Raw genomic sequence first — 16,595 nt, 5'->3', positions numbered from 1 at the left:
CGGCTCCTTCAGAGCGCGTGCAGGACCGGGCGCTGCTCCGGGCGGCCAGGGCCGCGGAGCCAGCCGGGGAGGTCGGCGGCGGGCATGGCGCGGCTGACGTACCAGCCCTGGATGAGGTCGCACCCGGTCGCTGCGATGAGGTCCCAGGTCCGCTCGTCCTCGACCCCCTCGGCGACCACGGACAACCCCAGGTGGCGGCCGAGCCCGACGATGGCCCCGACGATGGCGATGTCCTCCCCGGTCTCGCGCACGCCGGTCACGAAACTCCGGTCGATCTTCACCTCCTGCACCGGCAGGCGCTTGAGGTAGGACAGCGAGGAGTACCCCGTCCCGAAGTCGTCGACCGAGAGCCGGCACCCGAGGTCGCGCAGCAGGTGCAGGACGGCGATGGCCCGAGCCGGGTCGGCCATGACCGATCCCTCGGTCACCTCCAGGGTCAGTCGCGAGGCGGGCACGCCGTGGCGGCGCAGCAGCCGTGCGATCTCGTCGACCAGGTCGGGGTCGTGCAGGCTCCTGGCCGAGAGGTTGACCGCGATGCCGAGCTCCAGGCCCTGCCGCTCCCAGGTCGCGACGGCCGCCAGGGACTGGTCTAGCACCTGCGTGGTCAGCTGACCGATGAGGCCGCTCCGCTCGGCGATCGGGATGAACTCCTCCGGCGACACCCAGCCGAGGTCCGCGTGCTCCCAGCGCACGAGCGCCTCGACGCTGACGGTGGTGCCGGAGTCGGCCCGCGCCTGCGGTTGGACGTGCACGCGGACGTCGCCGCGGTTCAGGGCCGCGCGGAGCTCGGCGACCAGCGTGAGCCGGCGGGGGTCGGAGGAGTCCAGGTCGGCCTCGTACACGCGGAGTCCGCGCCCGGAGGCCTTGGCGTCGTACATGGCCAGGTCGGCCATCTTGAGCAACGCGGCCGGGTCGGTGGCGTGCACCGGGGCCAGGGCGATGCCGAGCGAGCCGCCGACCTCCACCTCCATGCCGTCCAGCGCCACCGGGTGCTCCAGGGAGCGCAGGGCGCGTCGGGCGATCCGGACGACGCGGTCCTCGTCCGACGTGCCGTCGACGAGCAGGGCGAACTCGTCCCCGCCCAGCCGTGCGACCAGCCCGTCCCCGCCGACGGCGGCGGTGATCCGGGCGCCGACCTCGCTCAGCAGCAGGTCGCCCTGCTGGTGGCCCAGGGTGTCGTTGATCTCCTTGAAGCCGTCCAGGTCGAGGATCATGACGGCGGCACCCGTCGACGACCCGTCGGCCACCTCGGCGAGCTCGGTGCTCAGCCGGCGCATCAACGCCGCCCGGTTGGGCAGACCGGTCAGCGCGTCGTGCAGCGCCTCGTGCCGCAGCTGGTCGACCAGCTCACCGTTCTGCAGCGCCACGCCGGCGTGGTTGGCCACCGTCTCCATCAGCAGCACGTCGTCCTGGTCGAAGGTGCGCACGTCACCGAGCCGGTCGGTCACGATGAGCGCGCCGAGGACGCCGGCCCCGCCGCGCAGCGGGACGGCCACGGCCTCGCGGGCGGCGTGCGCGTCCAGCCAGCGGCGCATGTCCGGGTCACGGGTGGTGCGGGGGAGCAGCAGGGGGTTGCCCTCCTCGACGACCTGGGACAGCAACCACTCGTCCTCGGGGCTCTGCGGTGCCTCCGCGCGGGTCAGCCGGTCGGTCGCACCGAGCCGCACGGTCGCGACGTCCCCCTGCGGCGAGGCCAGGAAGGCGACCTCGGCGCGCTCGGAGTGGAGCAGCTCCTTGGCCTCACCGAGGACGCTGCCCAGCACCCCCTCGACCTCCGGCGAGCTGCTGACCGCCTGGGTGAAGCGGAAGAGCCGTTCCAGGTTGAGGTGGCGGTCGGAGAGGGCGGCATAGGCCCGGTAGCCGAGGAGGAGCCCGGCGCCGGTCAGCAGCAGCAGCCAGGCCGAGCTCGGGGCGGCCGACAGGCTGGTGACCGCCACCAGTCCCAGCGTCACCACGGCCGGCGCGGCCGGGTCGCCGGTGACCATGTCGCGGGCGACCTCGCGCGGCCGGAGGTCACCGTCGTAGACGGCGACCACCCCGGCGAGGGCCACGATGGCCAGGCAGTTGGCGGCAATCGGTCCGGCGTACGCGCCGAGCCAGGTCATCGGGTCGCTCTCGTGGTGCCCGGTGGCGACCAGGCGGAACACCGCCACGGCGACCGCGGTCTGCAGACCGACCGAGGCCAGGTTCCACACCGTCTTCAACACCGACGACCGCCGGTGGAAGACCAGGATCGCAGCCGATCCGACCAGTCGCCCGACCAGCAGCTGCGCCGGGGAGGCGAAGAACAGCCCGAGGACCAGGGGCAGCTCGCTGATCGAGACGGTCTGCGCCTCGCGCTTCACTTGGATGTGCAGGACGCAGGCCTCGGTCGCGGCGAAGCCGGCGGCCAGCAGCCACCAGGGCAACCGGACGGCGTCGTCGAGCGCCGGCGTCCCCAGGAAGGGCCAGCCGGCGACCACGGCCGACACGGCCAGGGCCGCGCTCATCGCCAGGACCCAGCCGGCCTCCCGGTCCAGCCGCGGCAGGACCCAGCGCCGCGGTGCCGGGATGCTGTTCGTGGTCGTCATCTGCGCACCTCCTTCCCTCCTTGAACGGCAGAGCGGGGTGTGACCCTGAGGTCACACCCCGCTCTGTCTCACCCGTCCTGGGGAGTCGGTCGCCCGCTCACGGGCCGGGCGCTCGCCCACATCCTCGCCATCGGCTCAGAACCAGCCGGCGCTGGTGAAGCCGCCGCGCCACATCCGGGCCGACCACATGCTGTCGCGCCACATCCGGGCCGACCAGGTGCCGTCGCGCCACATCCGGGCCGACCAGTCGCCGTCCGCCACCGCCGTGCCGGGCGTGCTCCAGGAGGCGGTGACCCAGGCCTTGCGGCCACCTCCGACGTCCTTCCAGCCCTTGGCGGTCAGGGTCGCCCCGCGCCAGTCGCCGTCGTGCCAGGCCTTCCGGTCCTTGGACAGCTTGGCCCAGGTGCCGGCGTCCCAGGCCTGGCCGAAGACGTCGACCTCACCGGACAGCGTGGTCTCGCCCGTGGTGGCATCGCCCACGACGACGTGGAAGTTGCCGCGCGCGGCCTCCAGGGAGCCGGTGCCGGTACCCCACGGTGCGGGGTCCACGACCGTCTTCGGCACCGCCTTGAGGGCCTTGCGCAGGTCGGTCGTACCGGCGCCCTCGAGCAACGTCGAGACGTTGTTGAGGCCGTTCGCCGACCCGGTGAGGATCTGCTTGACCTGGTCCGGGGTCAGGTCCGGCTTGGCCTGGAACAGCAGGGCGGCCTCCCCGCTGACCACCGCGGCGGCCATCGAGGTGCCGGAGGCGCGGGCGAAGCGGTCGCCGACGCGCGCCTGCGGGTGCTCCGAGTCCGCCGTCCCGCCCGGCACCCGCAGCCCCAGCACGGAGACGCCCGGGGCGGTCAGGTCGACGTGACGCTGATCGGTGCCGTCGGTGGACCACGAGGGGACGGTGTCGTCGGTCGTGCTGTCCGTGCCGGCCGAGTCCATCGCACCGACGGCGAGCACGTGCGGGTCGGATGCCGGGTTCGCCAGGTTCGTGGTGGTGTCGCCCTCGTTGCCGCCCGCGGCGACGACGACGATGCCGTTCCGCCACGCGTTCTCGACCGCGTAGGCGAGCGGGTCGACCATGCTGCTCTGCACCGAGTCGGTGCCGTAGGACAGGTTGATCACCCGGATGTTCAGCGCCTCGTCCTTGCGGTGCTGCACGACCCAGTCGATGGCGGCGATGACCTGGCTGACGTCGACGTCGCCGTTGCTCGCGCCGACCTTGACGTTGACCAGGTTGGCGTCGGGTGCGACACCGGTGTACCGGCTGGGGTCGAGGTAGGACGCCGGAGTGCCGGCGACGTCACGCCCGGCGATGATCGACGCCAGGTGGGTGCCGTGGCCGAACCCGTCGACATGAGCGGTGCTCGGGTCCTGGCTGTCGAAGGACAGGTCCGGCCCGTTGACCACGTTGCCGCTGGTGAGCCCGGGGACCGGGGACACGCCGGTGTCGATCAGGGCCACGCCGACGCCCTTGCCGGTGTACCCGGCTGCGTAGGCGGCCTGTGCGCCGACCACCTGGGCGATGTTGTTCAGCGAGCCCTTGTCCCCGGTCGCGTCGTAGCCGAGGCCGCTGGCGGCGTTGGCCGGGACGGCGGTGAAGACCACCGACGCGAGCGCCGTCGTGGTGACGGCGGCGGCGGCCAGCCGACGGCCCGCAGGAGCCGGACGGCCGTTCACAGCGATCGTCCGTGAAGGCAAAGAAGTGACACTGTGTGCACCTGTCCGTTCCTGGTGTCAGCACCCGGCGGAAGAGTCGGGTCCGTGATGCACGATCAGTAGCGCACTCGTCACGCGCCGTGTCAGCACGCAGTCGTTACTCCATCACCCCCGGGGGTGACCACCGGGTCGCCGCCCTCCACCACGACAGCGGGAAACGGCGACCAGGGGAGATCAGGCGCTGATCTCCCGGCCGTCCTCGCCCCACATGGTGTGGAACGCGCCCTCCTTGTCGGTGCGCAGGTAGGTGTGCGCGCCGAAGAGGTCGCGCAGCCCCTGGATCAGTGCGGCCGGCAGCCGCTCGGCCCGCAGCCCGTCGTAGTAGGCCAGCGCGCTGGCGAAGCCCGGCGCCGGGACGCCGTGCCGCGCGGCGCCGGCGACCACCTGCCGCCAGCCCTCCTGGCCCGCGCTCACCGCATCGCGGAAGTAGTCGTTGGTGAGCAGCGTGGTGACGTCGGGCTCGTCGGTGAAGACCTGGGCGATCCGGTCCAGGAACTTGGCCCGGATGATGCAGCCCCCGCGCCAGATCCTCGCCAGCGCGGCCCGGTCGATGTCCCAGCCGTACTGGTCGGCGCCCTGGGTGATCTGGTCGAACCCCTGCGCGTAGGCCACGACCTTGGAGGCGTACAGCGCCTGGCGCACCGACTCGATGAACGCGTCGCGGTCGGACACCTGCTCGTCCCACTGGCGGCCCGGACCCGGCAGCACCGCCTGCGCTGCGCGGCGCTGCTCGCGGTGGCCGGACAGCGCCCGGGCGAAGACGGCCTCGGCGATGCCGCTGACCGGCACCCCCAGGTCGAGCGCGGACTGCACGGTCCAGCGGCCGGTGCCCTTCTGCTCCGCCTCGTCCACCACCACGTCGACGAACGGCGTGCCCGTCTCCGCGTCGGTGTGCCGCAGCACCTGGGCGGTGATCTCGATGAGGTAGCTGTCCAGGTCGCCTTCGTTCCAGCTGGCGAAGACGTCACCGATCTCGGCCGGGGTGAGCTCCAGCCCCTGCCGCAGCAGGTCGTAGGCCTCGGCGATGAGCTGCATGTCGGCGTACTCGATGCCGTTGTGCACCATCTTCACGAAGTGCCCCGCGCCGCTGGCCCCGACGTGGGTGCAGCACGGCTCGCCGTCGACGACGGCGGAGATCGACTCCAGCAGCGGGCCGACCAGCGCGTAGGCCTCCTTCGACCCGCCCGGCATGATGCTCGGCCCGTTGAGCGCGCCCTCCTCGCCACCGCTGATCCCGGTGCCGACGAAGTGCAGGCCCTGGGCGGTGAGCGCCTCGGTCCGCCGGATGGTGTCGGTGTAGCGGGCGTTGCCGCCGTCCATCAGCACGTCGCCCTCCTCGAGGAGAGGGGCGATCTCGTCGATGACGGCGTCCGTGGCCGCACCGGCCTGCACCATGATGATGATCTTGCGAGGTCGCTGCAGCGCGGCGACGAACTCCTGCACCGTGCCGGTCGGCACGAAGTCGCCCTCGCTGCCGTGCTGCTCGACCAGGGCGTCCGTGCGCCCCCGGCTGCGGTTGTGCAGCACCACCTGGTGGCCGTGCCGGGCCAGGTTGCGGGAGAGGTTGGCGCCCATGACAGCGAGCCCGGTGACGCCGATCTGATCACTCATGGGTCGACCCTGCCTGATCGGACGAGCCACTGCCAGCCCCGGCCCTCCTGCAGGGACCCGCCGCGAGCTTGCGAGTGGTGGGGGGCAGGAGGTCCTTCCTCAGGCGAGCCCGAGGTCCCGGCGGAGCTTGGCCACGTGCCCGGTGGCCTTGACGTTGTAGGCGGCCTTCTCCACGCGACCTGCGCCGTCGATGACGAAGGTCGAGCGGATCACCCCGACGACCTCCTTGCCGTACAGCTTCTTCGGCCCGAAGGCGCCGTAGGCGGTGAGCACCTGCTTGTCCTCGTCAGAGACGAGGGTGATGGACAGCTGCTCCTGCTCCCGGAAGCGGTGCAGCTTCTCCGGTGCGTCGGGGGAGATGCCGATGATGTCCAGCCCGGCCTCGGCGAGGTCGCCGGCCGCGGCGGTGAAGTCGACCGCCTGGGTGGTGCAGCCCGGGGTCAGCGCCGCCGGGTAGCAGTAGACGATGACCCGCCGGCCCAGGTGATCGGCGAGGGACACCTGCGTGCCGTCGGCGTCGGGCAGGGTGAAGGCCGGGGCGGGGTCACCGGGGGCGAGGCGGACGGGCGCCGTGTTGATGCCGCTGTCGGTCTCGGTCATGGCCAGCATGGTCCTACACCCGGGCGACGGTTCCCAACCCGGGCGGGGTCACCCGCGCAGGAAGGTGAACCGCACGTGCCGGGACGGGTTGTCGATGTTGGTGTCGACGAAGCAGATCCGCTGCCAGGTGCCCAGGGCGAGCCGCCCCCCCAGCACCGGCACGCTGGCGTGCGGCGGCACGAAGGCCGGCAGCACGTGGTCACGCCCGTGGCCGGCCGCCCCGTGCCGGTGCCGCCAGCGGTCGTCGCGGGGGAGCAGCACGTCGAGCTGGGCGAGCAGGTCGTCGTCGCTGCCGGCGCCGGTCTCGATGACGGCGATGCCGGCGGTCGCGTGCGGCGCGAACACCTGGAACAGCCCGTCACCCTCTGCGCGGACGAAGTCCGCGCACTCGTCGGTCAGGTCGACGATCGAGGGCACTCCTCCGGTGCGGACCGCACGCAGCTCCGAACGCATGGGGGAGAGCCTCGCAGAGCCGCACTACTGTCGGCATCCGTGACCCGTCCCGACGGCCGTGCGGCCGACCACCTCCGCCCGGTGACCATCACCCGCAACTGGCTCGACCACGCCGAGGGCTCGGTGCTCGTCGAGTTCGGCCGCACCCGCGTGCTGTGCGCGGCCAGCGTCACCGAGGGCGTGCCCCGCTGGCGTCGCGGCTCGGGGCTTGGCTGGGTCACCGCCGAGTACTCGATGCTGCCGCGGGCCACCCACACCCGCAGCGACCGGGAGTCGGTCAAGGGCAGGATCGGCGGCCGCACCCACGAGATCAGCCGGCTCATCGGCCGCTCGCTGCGCGCGTCGATCGACCTGGCCGCGCTGGGGGAGAACAGCATCGCCCTGGACTGCGACGTCCTGCAGGCCGACGGCGGCACCCGCACCGCGGCCATCACCGGCGCCTACGTCGCCCTGGCCGACGCGGTGAGCTGGCTCGACGGCCGCGGGAAGCTCGCCAAGCCCGCCGCGATCGCCCAGTCGGTCGCCGCGGTCAGCGTCGGGGTCGTCGACGGCGAGCCCCGGCTGGACCTCGCCTACGAGGAGGACGTGAAGGCGGGTACCGACATGAACGTCGTCTGCACCGGTGCCGGCGACTTCGTCGAGGTGCAGGGGACGGCGGAGGGCGCCGTCTTCGACCGGACGACCCTCGACCAGCTCCTGGACCTCGCCGTCACCGGCTGCGCCGAGCTGACCCGGCTCCAGCAGCAGGCGCTGGCGGCATGACCCAGCTGCTGCTGGCCACCCGCAACGCCGGCAAGCTCGCCGAGCTCCGGCGGCTGCTGGCCAGCGCCGTCCCGGGGGTCGAGGTGATCGGCCTGCGCGACGTGCCCGAGTACCCCGAGGCGCCGGAGACCGGCGCGACCTTCGAGGAGAACGCGCTGCTCAAGGCCCGGGAGGCGGTGCGGTACACCGGCCTGCCGGCCGTCGCCGACGACTCCGGGCTCACCGTGGACGCGCTGAACGGCATGCCCGGGATCTTCTCCGCCCGCTGGTCCGGCCGGCACGGGGACGACCCTGCGAACACCGCCCTGCTGCTGGGCCAGCTCGGCGACGTCCCGGACGAGCGCCGGGGCGGCGCCTTCGTCTGCGCCGCCGCGCTGGTGACGCCGGAGGGGGCGGAGCACGTGCTCCGGGCGGAGTGGCGCGGCACCGTGCTGCGGGAGGCGCGGGGCACGAACGGCTTCGGCTACGACCCGGTGTTCCTGCCCGCCGGGTCGGCGCGCACCGCGGCGGAGCTGGAGCCCGCCGAGAAGGACGCGGCCAGCCACCGGGGCCAGGCGTTCACCGCGCTGCTGCCGGTGGTCGCCGAGGTGCTGGGCCGCAGCTGATGGCCGACCTCGAGGCGCTGCGCCGGTTCGGCCTGGTGCTGGAGATGGCCGAGGCGGCCGGGGACGGCGACTGGCGCGCGTGGACGTCGGTGTTCGCCGGCCTGGACCAGGACACCCGGGCCGACGTCGTCCGCCAGGCGTCCCTGGTGATCGCCATGCTCTGCGAGCGCGAGGCCGAGCGGCGGGGGATCACCCGCGACCAGTTCATGGCCCAGTTCCGCGCCGAGGCGATGCAGGGCTGGGCGGACGACGACCTGGAGTGAGCTGGACGCGCGACCGACCGTCCGGCCCGGCACAGTGGACCGGGTGGAGGTCTTCGTGGACGACGTCCGGGCGCTGTGGTTCGACGACGGGACGCCGGTGACCGCGGCGTCGGCCGTCGCACCGCTCGGCGAGGGCTGGCTCATCGCCCAGGACGACGCGACCTCGGCCGCGTGGCAGCGCGCCGGCCGCATCGACCCGCTGCGGCTGCTCCCCGCCGTCGAGGGCCACGACCGGTTCACCGAGGCGGCGGGGACCAAGGGTCTCAAGCCGGACCTCGAGGTCGCGTGCCCCGCCGAGGTGGACGGGTCCACCGCCGTGCTGCTCCTCGGCTCCGGTTCCACCGGACGGCGCATGCGCGGAGTGCTCGTCCAGTTGGTCGACGGCCGGCCGGCGGTCACCGCTGCCGACCTGGACCCGCTCTACGCCCGCGTCGCCGCGCGGCTGGGTGTCCCGCTCGACCAGCTCAACCTGGAGGGGGCCGGCCGTTCAGGCGCGACGCTGCGCTGGTTCCAGCGCGGCAACCTCGCCGCCGGACTGCCCTCGGCGAGCGTCGACGTGGCCCTCGCGGAGCTGGTCGAGGTGGTCCTCGGCCGGGCCGACGCGGACTCGGTGGTCGTGGCGAGCCCGCGGACGTACGACCTCGGCGAGGTCGGCGGCGTCGGGCTGGCCGTCACCGATGCCGTCGCGCTCCCCGACGGGCGGCTGCTGCTCAGCACCGCTGCCGAGGACACCCCGAACGCCGTCGACGACGGTCCGGTGGTCGCCACCGCGCTGGTGCTGGTCGACGGCGGCGACGTCGTGGCCGTCGCGGCGGTCCCGGAGGTGGGCGGCCGGGTGCAGAAGGTCGAGGGCCTGGCGCTGCGCGAGCCCAGCGGCGGCGCGGTGCACCTGCTGGCGGTCGTGGACGCCGACGACCCCGACGCGCCGTCCGTCCAGCTGGACCTGCGCGTCGTCCTGGACTGACCTCAGGCGGTCGCCCGGCCAGCGGTGAGGAAGCCGGTGGACCGCGGTGCGCCCGGCAGGTACCAGCCGGTCAGCTCGGTCACGGTCAGCGGGGAGACGGCGAGCAGCCCGGCGACGTCGACGTCCAGCTCGCACCCGGACAGCGCGCGGCTGAGCGGGTTGGCCCGCCGCTGCCACCGGACGACCTGCGGGTCCGGGGCCAGCCCGTGCTCGACGAAGTGCAGGCGGCCGCCGGGGCGGAGGACGCGGGCCACCTCGGCCAGCGCCCGCCGGCGGTCGGGGATGCTGCACAGCACCCAGGTGCAGAGGGCCGCGTCGAACCGGTGGTCGGGGAACGGCAACGCCTGGGCGTCGTCGCCGGCGAGCAACACCGGGACCGGCGAGGCGTCCCGGCGCGGCGCGGAGAGCCGGACCGCGGTGGCCGAGGGCTCGACCGCCCAGACCCCGGTGACCGCCGGCGGCAGGTGGGCGAGGTTGAGCCCCGAGCCGAAGCCGATCTCGAGCACGTCCCCGGCCAGCCCGGCGCAGACGCGATCCCGCACCTCGGACGTCGCCGTGTCGGCGAGCAGCCGGTCGTGCAGCCGCGGCCGCAGGTGCCGGCTGTAGACCCCCATGCCGACGCAGGTTCCTCCGGGACGCCCGCGGTGGGCAAGACCTCGCGTGCGGGAGAGGGGAGTCGAACCCCTACGCCCGAAGGCACCAGATCCTAAGTCTGGCGTGGCTGCCGTTACACCACTCCCGCGTGGCCGGGAGTCTAGGAGGCCGGCGCAGGAGACCGGTCGACCGCGTCCGCAGGCTCGGGACGTGCGCCTGACCTCCCGGCGGCCGGCGCGTCGGGGCCGCTGAGCGTCCTCGGGGGCCGGGTCGGCCCGTGACGAGGCACCCCATCGGGTGCTCGTGGACCGCTGACCGGGCCGTCCGCGATGCCATCTGGCAGGCTGTCGCGCGTGCCGCGCAGCCCTGAGCAGATCCAGAACGAGATCGACGCCGCCCGCGAGTCGCTGGCCGCCACCTTGGACGAGCTGGCGTTCCGGACCAGCCCCAAGCGCCTGGGCGACCAGGCCAAGGAGAAGGCGCAGGCGTTCCTGCAGAGCCCGCCCGGCATGGCGATCATGGGCGCGGTCGGCCTGACCGTCACCTTCGTCGTCACCCGGAAGATCGTCCGCCGCGTCCGGCGCTGACCCGATCCTCATTGGTGGCGCACAATCGGGGAGTGCGCCACCCACAGCCCGACCCGGTCGGCCCCGATCAGGAGTCCGTCTGGGACTACCCACGTCCGCCGTCGGCCGAGGTGACCGGACGGCGGATCGAGGTCGTCCTCGGCGGCCGCGTCGTCGCCGCCACCGACCGCGCCGTCCGCGTCTGCGAGACCAGCCACCCCCCGGTCTTCTACGTGCCCCGCGACGACGTCGCCCCCGGTGTCCTGGAGCGCGCCGCCGGGTCGTCGTGGTGTGAGTTCAAGGGGACGGCGACCTACTGGGACGCCGTCGTCGACGGCGTCCGGTGGTCCTCGGTCGCCTGGTCCTACGAGCGGCCCACCGCCGGCTACGAGCAGCTGCGCGGCGCGCTCGCGTTCTACCCGAGCCGCGTCGACCGCGCGACCGTCGACGGGGAGCCCGTGCGTGCCCAGGCCGGGAACTTCTACGGCGGCTGGATCACCGCCGAGGTGGTCGGCCCGTTCAAGGGGGAGCCCGGCACCCGCGGCTGGTGACCGGTACCCCGGGGGGTACGACGGCTGCACGACCGGCCACGCCGACGACAAGGAGCAGGTCCTCGCCCGCCTCGAGCGCGTCGAGGGCCAGGTCCGGTGCATCGCGCGGATGGTGGAGGAGGACACCTGCTGCATCGACGTCCTCACCCCGGTCTCCGCGGCGACCAAGGCCCTGCAGGCGGTCACCAGCAGCGCCGACGACGACGGCGCGGCCGCCGAGGCGAAGATCGCCGAGGCCTCGACCGCCAACCTGGTGCTGGCCGGGCTGGCGATGGCGGCGTCCTCGGTGCTGGTGGTCGCCAACAGCCTGCGGCTGCGCGGCTTCCGGTCGGCGGTCGACACGGGCTGAGCCTCAGGCGGCGTTGCGCACGCCGATCAGCGGCATGACGACGTCGGCGAGCAGCTCGTCGGCGAAGGTCTCCGGCACCGGCTCCGCGCTGAACAGCCAGCGCTGCAGGATCGGCGCGCTGGCGGTCGAGGCCACCGCCGTCCCGGCGATCGGCTGCTGCACCTCACCGCGGGCCTCGGCGCGCTCCCAGACCTCGCGGAACGTCGTGCTCCAGACGCCCATCGGGCCGCTGTGGAACGCCTCGCGCAACCCCGGCTCGTGCGGCATCGCCGACAGCAGCGACAAGGTGGCCGCCCCGAGCGGGCCGTTGACGGCGCCGACCAGCCAGCGCAGCAGCACCCGCAGGTCGCCCTCGAGCGACCCGGTGTCAGGGCTGTCGATCGACATCGAGCTCAGCCCGGCGACCGCGTCGGTGACCAGGTCGGACTTGGTGCGCCAGCGCCGGTAGATCGTCGCCTTGCCCACGCCGGCGGCAGCGGCCACGGCGTCCATGGTCAGGCCCGCGTAGCCGGACTCGGCGAGCACCTGCAGGATCGCCTCCCGGATGGCGCCGTCCCGGGACGGGTCACGCGGGCGGCCGCCACGACCCGGTCGATCACCATCGGAGCCGTTCTGGTTGGGCACACCTGAACAGTAGACGTGTTGATCTTCACGCCCCATCCCAGGTCCCACGGAACGGACACAGTGCTGTCAGGTCCCGCCCGCGCGCCTGCCGGGCAGCGGCTCGGCGGTCGGTCATCCTGCTGCCGTGACCGGTCCTGTCGACGTCGTGCGTCCCTCCTGGGAGACCCCTCAGCGTGCCCGCCGGCTGCTGCTGGCCAGCACGCTCAGCCACGTGCTGCCCAGCATCTCCCGGGTCGCCGGGGCGATGGGCCTGCGGATCGGCACCGCCCCCGGGCTGCTCGACATCGTCGACGACGAGGGCGGCCGGCGGATCGACCGGCTGCTGCAGCGGCTGGCGCGCGAGCTGACCACCGCGGAGACCGAGGCCGTGCGGGTGACCACCGACCCGCCCGCCGACGGCGTCGCCCTCGCCACCCGCCTGCTCACCGCACCGACCCTGGCGGTGGAGCTCGCCCGCCGGGGCGTCACCGTGGAGATGTCGCTGCTCACCGACGCCGTGCTGTGGCCGGTCTACCAGCCGATCATGTCGCTGGCCACCGGCGGGATGGTCGGGCACGAGGCCCTGCTCCGCGGCCGAGTCGACGGCCGCGAGGTGGGCGGGGGAGACCTGTTCTTCCTGGCCGAGCGGGCCGGCTGGCTGCGCCGGCTGGACCGGCTGGCCCGGGAGGCCGCGATCACCGGCGCAGCCGGCTGGCTGGGCGGCGCGGACCTGTACGTGAACTCCAACCCCGCCGCCGTCCACCGGCCGTCGGTCTGCCTGGCCAGCACCGAGGCGGTGGTGCACGACAGCGGCATCGACCCGCGGCAGCTGGTGTTCGAGGTGGTCGCCTCGCACGCGGTCACCGACCGGGAGCACCTGCTGTCGGTGCTGGAGCACCACCGGTCGCTGGGCTGGCGGATCGCCCTGGACGACGTGCACGTCGGCTGGTCGAGCCTCGCGCTGGTGTCGGTCGTCCGCCCCGACGTGCTGAAGCTGAGCAAGACCCTGGTCGCCCGGCTGCACGAGCCGGGCCCCAACGCGATCGCCCGGGCGCTCATCGAGCTCACCCACGTGCAGGGCGGGCTGGTTGTCGCGGAGGGGATCGAGAGCGAGCGGACGGCGGACCAGGCGCGGGCCGTGGGCGCCGACCTGGGGCAGGGGTGGCTGTTCGGCCGGCCGGTGCGGCCCGAGCCGGAGTCCGAGCCGGAGCTCGTCCTCGCCTGAGCGGCCCGCCGGACCCTCGGGCGTCCACCGTGGATCAGGTCACCTGATCCACGGCCGTCCTCCCACACCAGCGTTGGTGCGGGAGGACGCCCATTGATCAGGTGACCTGATCACCGTTCGCCGTTCACCGTTCACCGTTCGCCGTTCGCCCGTTGGCCGTTCGGCGGGTCAGGGGCAGCCGGTGTTCCAGCCGGTGAGCGCGGGCCAGTCGTGCTCGGCGCCGAGGACGCCGTAGCGCCCCGTGGCCAGCGGGAACAGTGCGCCCTTCTCCGGCCCGAGGCCCAGGTAGCGGGCGGTGAGGATGCGCAGCACGTGCCCGTGCGCGACCAGGGCGACGTCGCCGTCGGCCAGCAGCGGGCGCGCCCGCTCCAGCACCCGGTCGACCCGCTCGGCCACCTGCTCCAGGTTCTCCCCGGGGGTGTCGCCGGGCTCGGTGCCGTCCTCCCACAGCGACCACGGGTGTCCGAGCTCGGCGCGGATCTCGGGGGTCGTCCGGCCCTCCCAGCGGCCGTAGTCCACCTCGACCAGGTCCGGGTCGACCGCGGCCACGATGCCGTCGTCGAAGAGCCCGGCGAGCTCGGCGGTGCGCCGGGCCCGGGTCAGCGGGCTGACGAAGGCGTGCGTGATGTGCCGCTGGGCCAGGACCGGGCGCAACCGGCGGGCGTCGTCCTCACCTCCGGGCAGCAGCGGCAGGTCGGTGAGGCCGGTGTGCTGGCCACTCCTGCTCCACTCGGTCTGCCCGTGCCGGACGACCACCAGTTCACCCACGTCGATCCTCTCCCGCGGCGACCGTCCCCGGTCCCGCCCTGTGCCTGCTCCCGACCGGGCCGACGTCCCGGACATGTCCAGCGGCGGGCCGGCCCAACCGCTCCCACCCTGCACCATGGCCGGACGCCGCACTGGTCGTGCGGCCGGTCACATCGGAGGGATGCGGGAAGGGTCGGCGTCCTCACCTGCTTGTGCGCAACGGGACCCCGGTGGCACAGGCCCGGGGCGACGACCACACCAGGAGGACCCGCATGACCACGTCCACCACGCAGCTCACCTTCGACCTCGGCGGCGACCTCACCGTCCACCGCCTCGGCTACGGCGCCATGCAGCTCACCGGCCCCGGCGTCTGGGGCGAGCCGGCCGACCGGCCCGGCGCGATCGCCGTCGTCAGGGCCGCCCTCGAGCAGGGCGTCGACTTCATCGACACCGCGGACTCCTACGGCCCGCAGGTCAGCGAGCAGATCATCGCCGAGGCCGCCTTCCCCTACGCCGACGGACTGGTCATCGCGACCAAGGCCGGCCTCACCCGCACCGGCCCGGGCGTCTGGCCGCCGTGCGGTCGGCCCGAGTACCTCACCCAGCAGGTCGAGCTGTCGCTGCGGAACCTGAGGGTCGACCGGATCGACCTCATCCAGCTGCACCGCATCGACCCGCAGGTGCCCCTCGCCGACCAGCTGGGCGCCTTCGCCGAGCTCAAGGAGCAGGGCAAGGTCCGGCACATCGGTGTCTCCGAGGTCTCCGTCGAGGAGCTCCAGGCAGCCCAGGCGATCACCGAGATCGCCAGCGTGCAGAACCTGTACAACCTGACCAACCGGCAGAGCCAGGACGTGCTCGAGTACGCCCAGGCGCAGGGCATCGCCTTCATCCCGTGGTTCCCGATCGCCACCGGCGACCTGGCCAAGCCCGACAGCCCGGTCGCGGCAGTGGCCGAGGAACTCGACGCCACGCCGTCCCAGGTCGCGCTGGCCTGGCTGCTGCAGAAGTCGCCGGTCGTCCTCCCCATCCCGGGCACCAAGTCCGTCGACCACCTGACGGAGAACCTGGGCGCCGCCCAGCTCACCCTCTCGGCCGACGACATGGCCAAGCTCGACACCCTCGCCTGAGGCCGTCGCCAAAGGCACGCCTTTGGCGGAACAGGCACCACGGACCCCGGTCGCGATCGTCGCGGCCGGGGGTCCAGCATGTCCGGCATGGACGCCGAGGACTTCGCTCAGGTCAAGGACGCCGTTCGCCAGCTGGTCCGCGAGGTCGTGGTGCCCCGCGAGGAGGAGATCGACCTCACCGACCGCATCCCCGATGAGCTGCGCGGCGCCGCCGCCGACATGGGGTTGTTCGGCTACGCCCTGCCCGAGGAGCACGGCGGCCTCGGCGTCACGATGAGCGAGGACGTGCAGCTGGCCTTCGAGTTCGGCTACACGACCCCGGCCTTCCGGTCGCTGTTCGGCACCAACAACGGCATCGCCGGTCAGGTCATCGCCCGGTTCGGCAGCGAGGAGCAGAAGAAGGCCTACCTGCCCCGGCTGGCCGCGGGGGAGCTGATCGGGTCCTTCGCGCTCACCGAGGCCGAAGCCGGCTCGGACCCGGCCGGCATGCGCACCACCGCCCGGCGGGACGGCGACGGGTGGGTGGTCACCGGCGGCAAGCGCTACATCACCAACGCGCCGATCGCCGACCTCTTCGTCGTCTTCGCCCGCAGCGACCCCGCCGAGAAGGGCGGTCGCGGCATCTCCAGCTTCGTCGTCGACGCCACCGCCCCGGGGGTGACGGTCGGCCCGCACGACAAGAAGATGGGCCAGTCCGGTGCCTGGACCGCCGAGGTCTTCTTCGACGACGTCCGGGTCCCCGCCGACGCGCTGATCGGGGAGGAGGGCCGCGGCTACGCCAAGGCGCTCACCGTGCTCTCCCGCGGCCGGCTGCACATCGCCGCGCTCTGCGTGGGGATGGCGCAGCGGGTGCTCGACGAGTCCGTCGCCTACGCCGCCACCGCCCAGCAGGGCGGCGCCCCGATCGGCCGGTTCCAGCTGGTGCAGGCGATGATCGCGGAGACCCACGCCGAGCTGCTCGCCGCCCGCAGTATGGTGGTCGACGTCGCCGCCCGCTACGACTCCGGCGAGGACACCTCGGTCGGTCCGTCCTCGGCCAAGCTCTTCTGCAGCGAGATGGTCGGCCGGGCCACCGACCGCGCCGTCCAGGTGCACGGCGGGCTGGGCTACCTGCGCACCACCCCGGTCGAGCGCTTCTACCGTGACGCCCGGCTGTACCGCCTCTACGAGGGCACCAGCGAGGTGCAGAAGGTCATCATCGGCGGCGCGCTGCTGCGCGCGGCGGGCATGCCCAGGGGATAGGTCATGCGGATCGACCGGCCCCCTCGCAGGGGCCCACCGTGAGCGTGCGAGCG

18 protein-coding genes and 1 tRNA gene are annotated in these 16,595 nt (G+C 73.5%); 10 read left to right on the top strand and 9 right to left on the bottom strand.

From position 1 onward, the window contains the following. Positions 1 to 8 precede the first annotated feature (8 nt). The 5 genes from FHL80_RS06635 to FHL80_RS06615 all read right to left on the bottom strand — a co-directional run bounded on the left by FHL80_RS06635 (position 9) and on the right by FHL80_RS06615 (position 6,944). Positions 9 to 2,570, bottom strand: coding sequence for a putative bifunctional diguanylate cyclase/phosphodiesterase (locus FHL80_RS06635; RefSeq protein WP_138732662.1), 2,562 nt, complete (start codon positions 2,568 to 2,570; stop codon positions 9 to 11). Between the two features lie 135 nt (positions 2,571 to 2,705). After that, entirely contained in the window at positions 2,706 to 4,241 is a 1,536-nt protein-coding gene (locus FHL80_RS06630) for a S8 family serine peptidase (protein ID WP_216870493.1), read from the bottom strand. A 213-nt stretch (positions 4,242 to 4,454) separates the two neighbouring features. Beyond that, complete coding sequence (gene gnd / locus FHL80_RS06625) at positions 4,455 to 5,891, bottom strand: NADP-dependent phosphogluconate dehydrogenase (RefSeq protein ID WP_138732660.1); 1,437 nt, start codon at positions 5,889 to 5,891, stop codon at positions 4,455 to 4,457. A gap of 99 nt (positions 5,892 to 5,990) precedes the next feature. Next, the gene (bcp, locus tag FHL80_RS06620) at positions 5,991 to 6,491 is read right to left on the bottom strand and encodes a thioredoxin-dependent thiol peroxidase (protein ID WP_138732659.1); all 501 of its coding nucleotides are present in this window, start codon (positions 6,489 to 6,491) and stop codon (positions 5,991 to 5,993) included. Between the two features lie 48 nt (positions 6,492 to 6,539). Continuing rightward, positions 6,540 to 6,944, bottom strand: coding sequence for a YjbQ family protein (locus tag FHL80_RS06615; RefSeq protein WP_138732658.1), 405 nt, complete (start codon positions 6,942 to 6,944; stop codon positions 6,540 to 6,542). A gap of 39 nt (positions 6,945 to 6,983) precedes the next feature. On the opposite strand from FHL80_RS06615, the gene rph reads away from it, so the two are divergent. From rph to FHL80_RS25270, 4 genes are read left to right on the top strand one after another with little or no spacing between them, the layout of a single operon-like run. Further along, positions 6,984 to 7,706, top strand: a complete 723-nt coding sequence (gene rph / locus FHL80_RS06610; RefSeq protein ID WP_138732657.1) for a ribonuclease PH — start codon at positions 6,984 to 6,986, stop codon at positions 7,704 to 7,706. After that, positions 7,703 to 8,311 (top strand): RdgB/HAM1 family non-canonical purine NTP pyrophosphatase, encoded by a 609-nt coding sequence (gene rdgB, locus FHL80_RS06605; protein ID WP_138732656.1) that lies wholly within the window; start codon positions 7,703 to 7,705, stop codon positions 8,309 to 8,311. Before rph ends, rdgB begins: the two co-directional genes overlap by 4 nt. Further along, on the top strand, positions 8,311 to 8,574 hold the full coding sequence (locus FHL80_RS06600) for a hypothetical protein (protein WP_138732655.1): 264 nt from the start codon (positions 8,311 to 8,313) through the stop codon (positions 8,572 to 8,574). The genes rdgB and FHL80_RS06600 overlap by 1 nt, the downstream gene beginning before the upstream one ends. Positions 8,575 to 8,617: 43 nt before the next feature. Further along, a complete protein-coding gene (locus FHL80_RS25270) occupies positions 8,618 to 9,538 on the top strand; it encodes a DUF6910 family protein (RefSeq protein WP_216870492.1) in 921 nt (306 codons plus the stop codon). A 2-nt stretch (positions 9,539 to 9,540) separates the two neighbouring features. On the opposite strand, the gene FHL80_RS06590 is transcribed toward FHL80_RS25270, so the two are convergent. Together FHL80_RS06590 and FHL80_RS06585 are read right to left on the bottom strand one after the other, a co-directional pair. Beyond that, complete coding sequence (locus tag FHL80_RS06590; RefSeq protein WP_138732654.1) at positions 9,541 to 10,152, bottom strand: class I SAM-dependent methyltransferase; 612 nt, start codon at positions 10,150 to 10,152, stop codon at positions 9,541 to 9,543. A 47-nt stretch (positions 10,153 to 10,199) separates the two neighbouring features. Then, positions 10,200 to 10,280 (bottom strand) — tRNA-Leu (locus FHL80_RS06585). 205 nt (positions 10,281 to 10,485) lie between these two features. On the opposite strand from FHL80_RS06585, the gene FHL80_RS06580 reads away from it, so the two are divergent. Genes FHL80_RS06580 through FHL80_RS06570 form a run of 3 tightly spaced genes read left to right on the top strand, consistent with a single transcriptional unit; the run spans position 10,486 to position 11,598 of the window. After that, a complete protein-coding gene (locus FHL80_RS06580) occupies positions 10,486 to 10,719 on the top strand; it encodes a DUF3618 domain-containing protein (RefSeq protein ID WP_138732653.1) in 234 nt (77 codons plus the stop codon). A 32-nt stretch (positions 10,720 to 10,751) separates the two neighbouring features. Then, entirely contained in the window at positions 10,752 to 11,249 is a 498-nt protein-coding gene (locus FHL80_RS06575; protein ID WP_138732652.1) for a DUF427 domain-containing protein, read from the top strand. Beyond that, positions 11,161 to 11,598 carry a metal-sensitive transcriptional regulator gene (locus tag FHL80_RS06570; RefSeq protein WP_138732651.1) on the top strand — a complete coding sequence of 146 codons (438 nt, stop codon included), beginning with the start codon at positions 11,161 to 11,163 and terminating at the stop codon, positions 11,596 to 11,598. The genes FHL80_RS06575 and FHL80_RS06570 overlap by 89 nt, the downstream gene beginning before the upstream one ends. A 3-nt stretch (positions 11,599 to 11,601) precedes the next feature. On the opposite strand, the gene FHL80_RS06565 is transcribed toward FHL80_RS06570, so the two are convergent. Beyond that, positions 11,602 to 12,222 carry a TetR-like C-terminal domain-containing protein gene (locus FHL80_RS06565; protein ID WP_138732650.1) on the bottom strand — a complete coding sequence of 207 codons (621 nt, stop codon included), beginning with the start codon at positions 12,220 to 12,222 and terminating at the stop codon, positions 11,602 to 11,604. 124 nt (positions 12,223 to 12,346) lie between these two features. On the opposite strand from FHL80_RS06565, the gene FHL80_RS06560 reads away from it, so the two are divergent. Continuing rightward, positions 12,347 to 13,426: an EAL domain-containing protein gene (locus tag FHL80_RS06560; protein ID WP_138732649.1), complete on the top strand. Its 1,080-nt coding sequence runs from the start codon at positions 12,347 to 12,349 to the stop codon at positions 13,424 to 13,426. Positions 13,427 to 13,594: 168 nt separating this feature from the next. Here the strand turns inward: FHL80_RS06560 and FHL80_RS06555 are convergent, their stop codons facing one another. Continuing rightward, positions 13,595 to 14,194 carry a histidine phosphatase family protein gene (locus FHL80_RS06555; protein ID WP_138732648.1) on the bottom strand — a complete coding sequence of 200 codons (600 nt, stop codon included), beginning with the start codon at positions 14,192 to 14,194 and terminating at the stop codon, positions 13,595 to 13,597. Between the two features lie 251 nt (positions 14,195 to 14,445). On the opposite strand from FHL80_RS06555, the gene FHL80_RS06550 reads away from it, so the two are divergent. Beyond that, a complete protein-coding gene (locus FHL80_RS06550; protein WP_138732647.1) occupies positions 14,446 to 15,300 on the top strand; it encodes an aldo/keto reductase in 855 nt (284 codons plus the stop codon). Between the two features lie 87 nt (positions 15,301 to 15,387). Next, the gene (locus FHL80_RS06545) at positions 15,388 to 16,542 is read left to right on the top strand and encodes an acyl-CoA dehydrogenase family protein (RefSeq protein ID WP_138732646.1); all 1,155 of its coding nucleotides are present in this window, start codon (positions 15,388 to 15,390) and stop codon (positions 16,540 to 16,542) included. The last annotated feature ends 53 nt before the right edge of the window (positions 16,543 to 16,595 follow it).

Origin of the sequence: Modestobacter excelsi (assembly GCF_005930495.1) — a bacterium.
Taxonomy (GTDB): Bacteria; Actinomycetota; Actinomycetes; order Mycobacteriales; family Geodermatophilaceae; genus Modestobacter; species Modestobacter excelsi.
The sequence above is the reverse complement of the archived record's forward strand: the minus strand, read 5'-3'. Positions and strand labels throughout refer to the sequence as shown.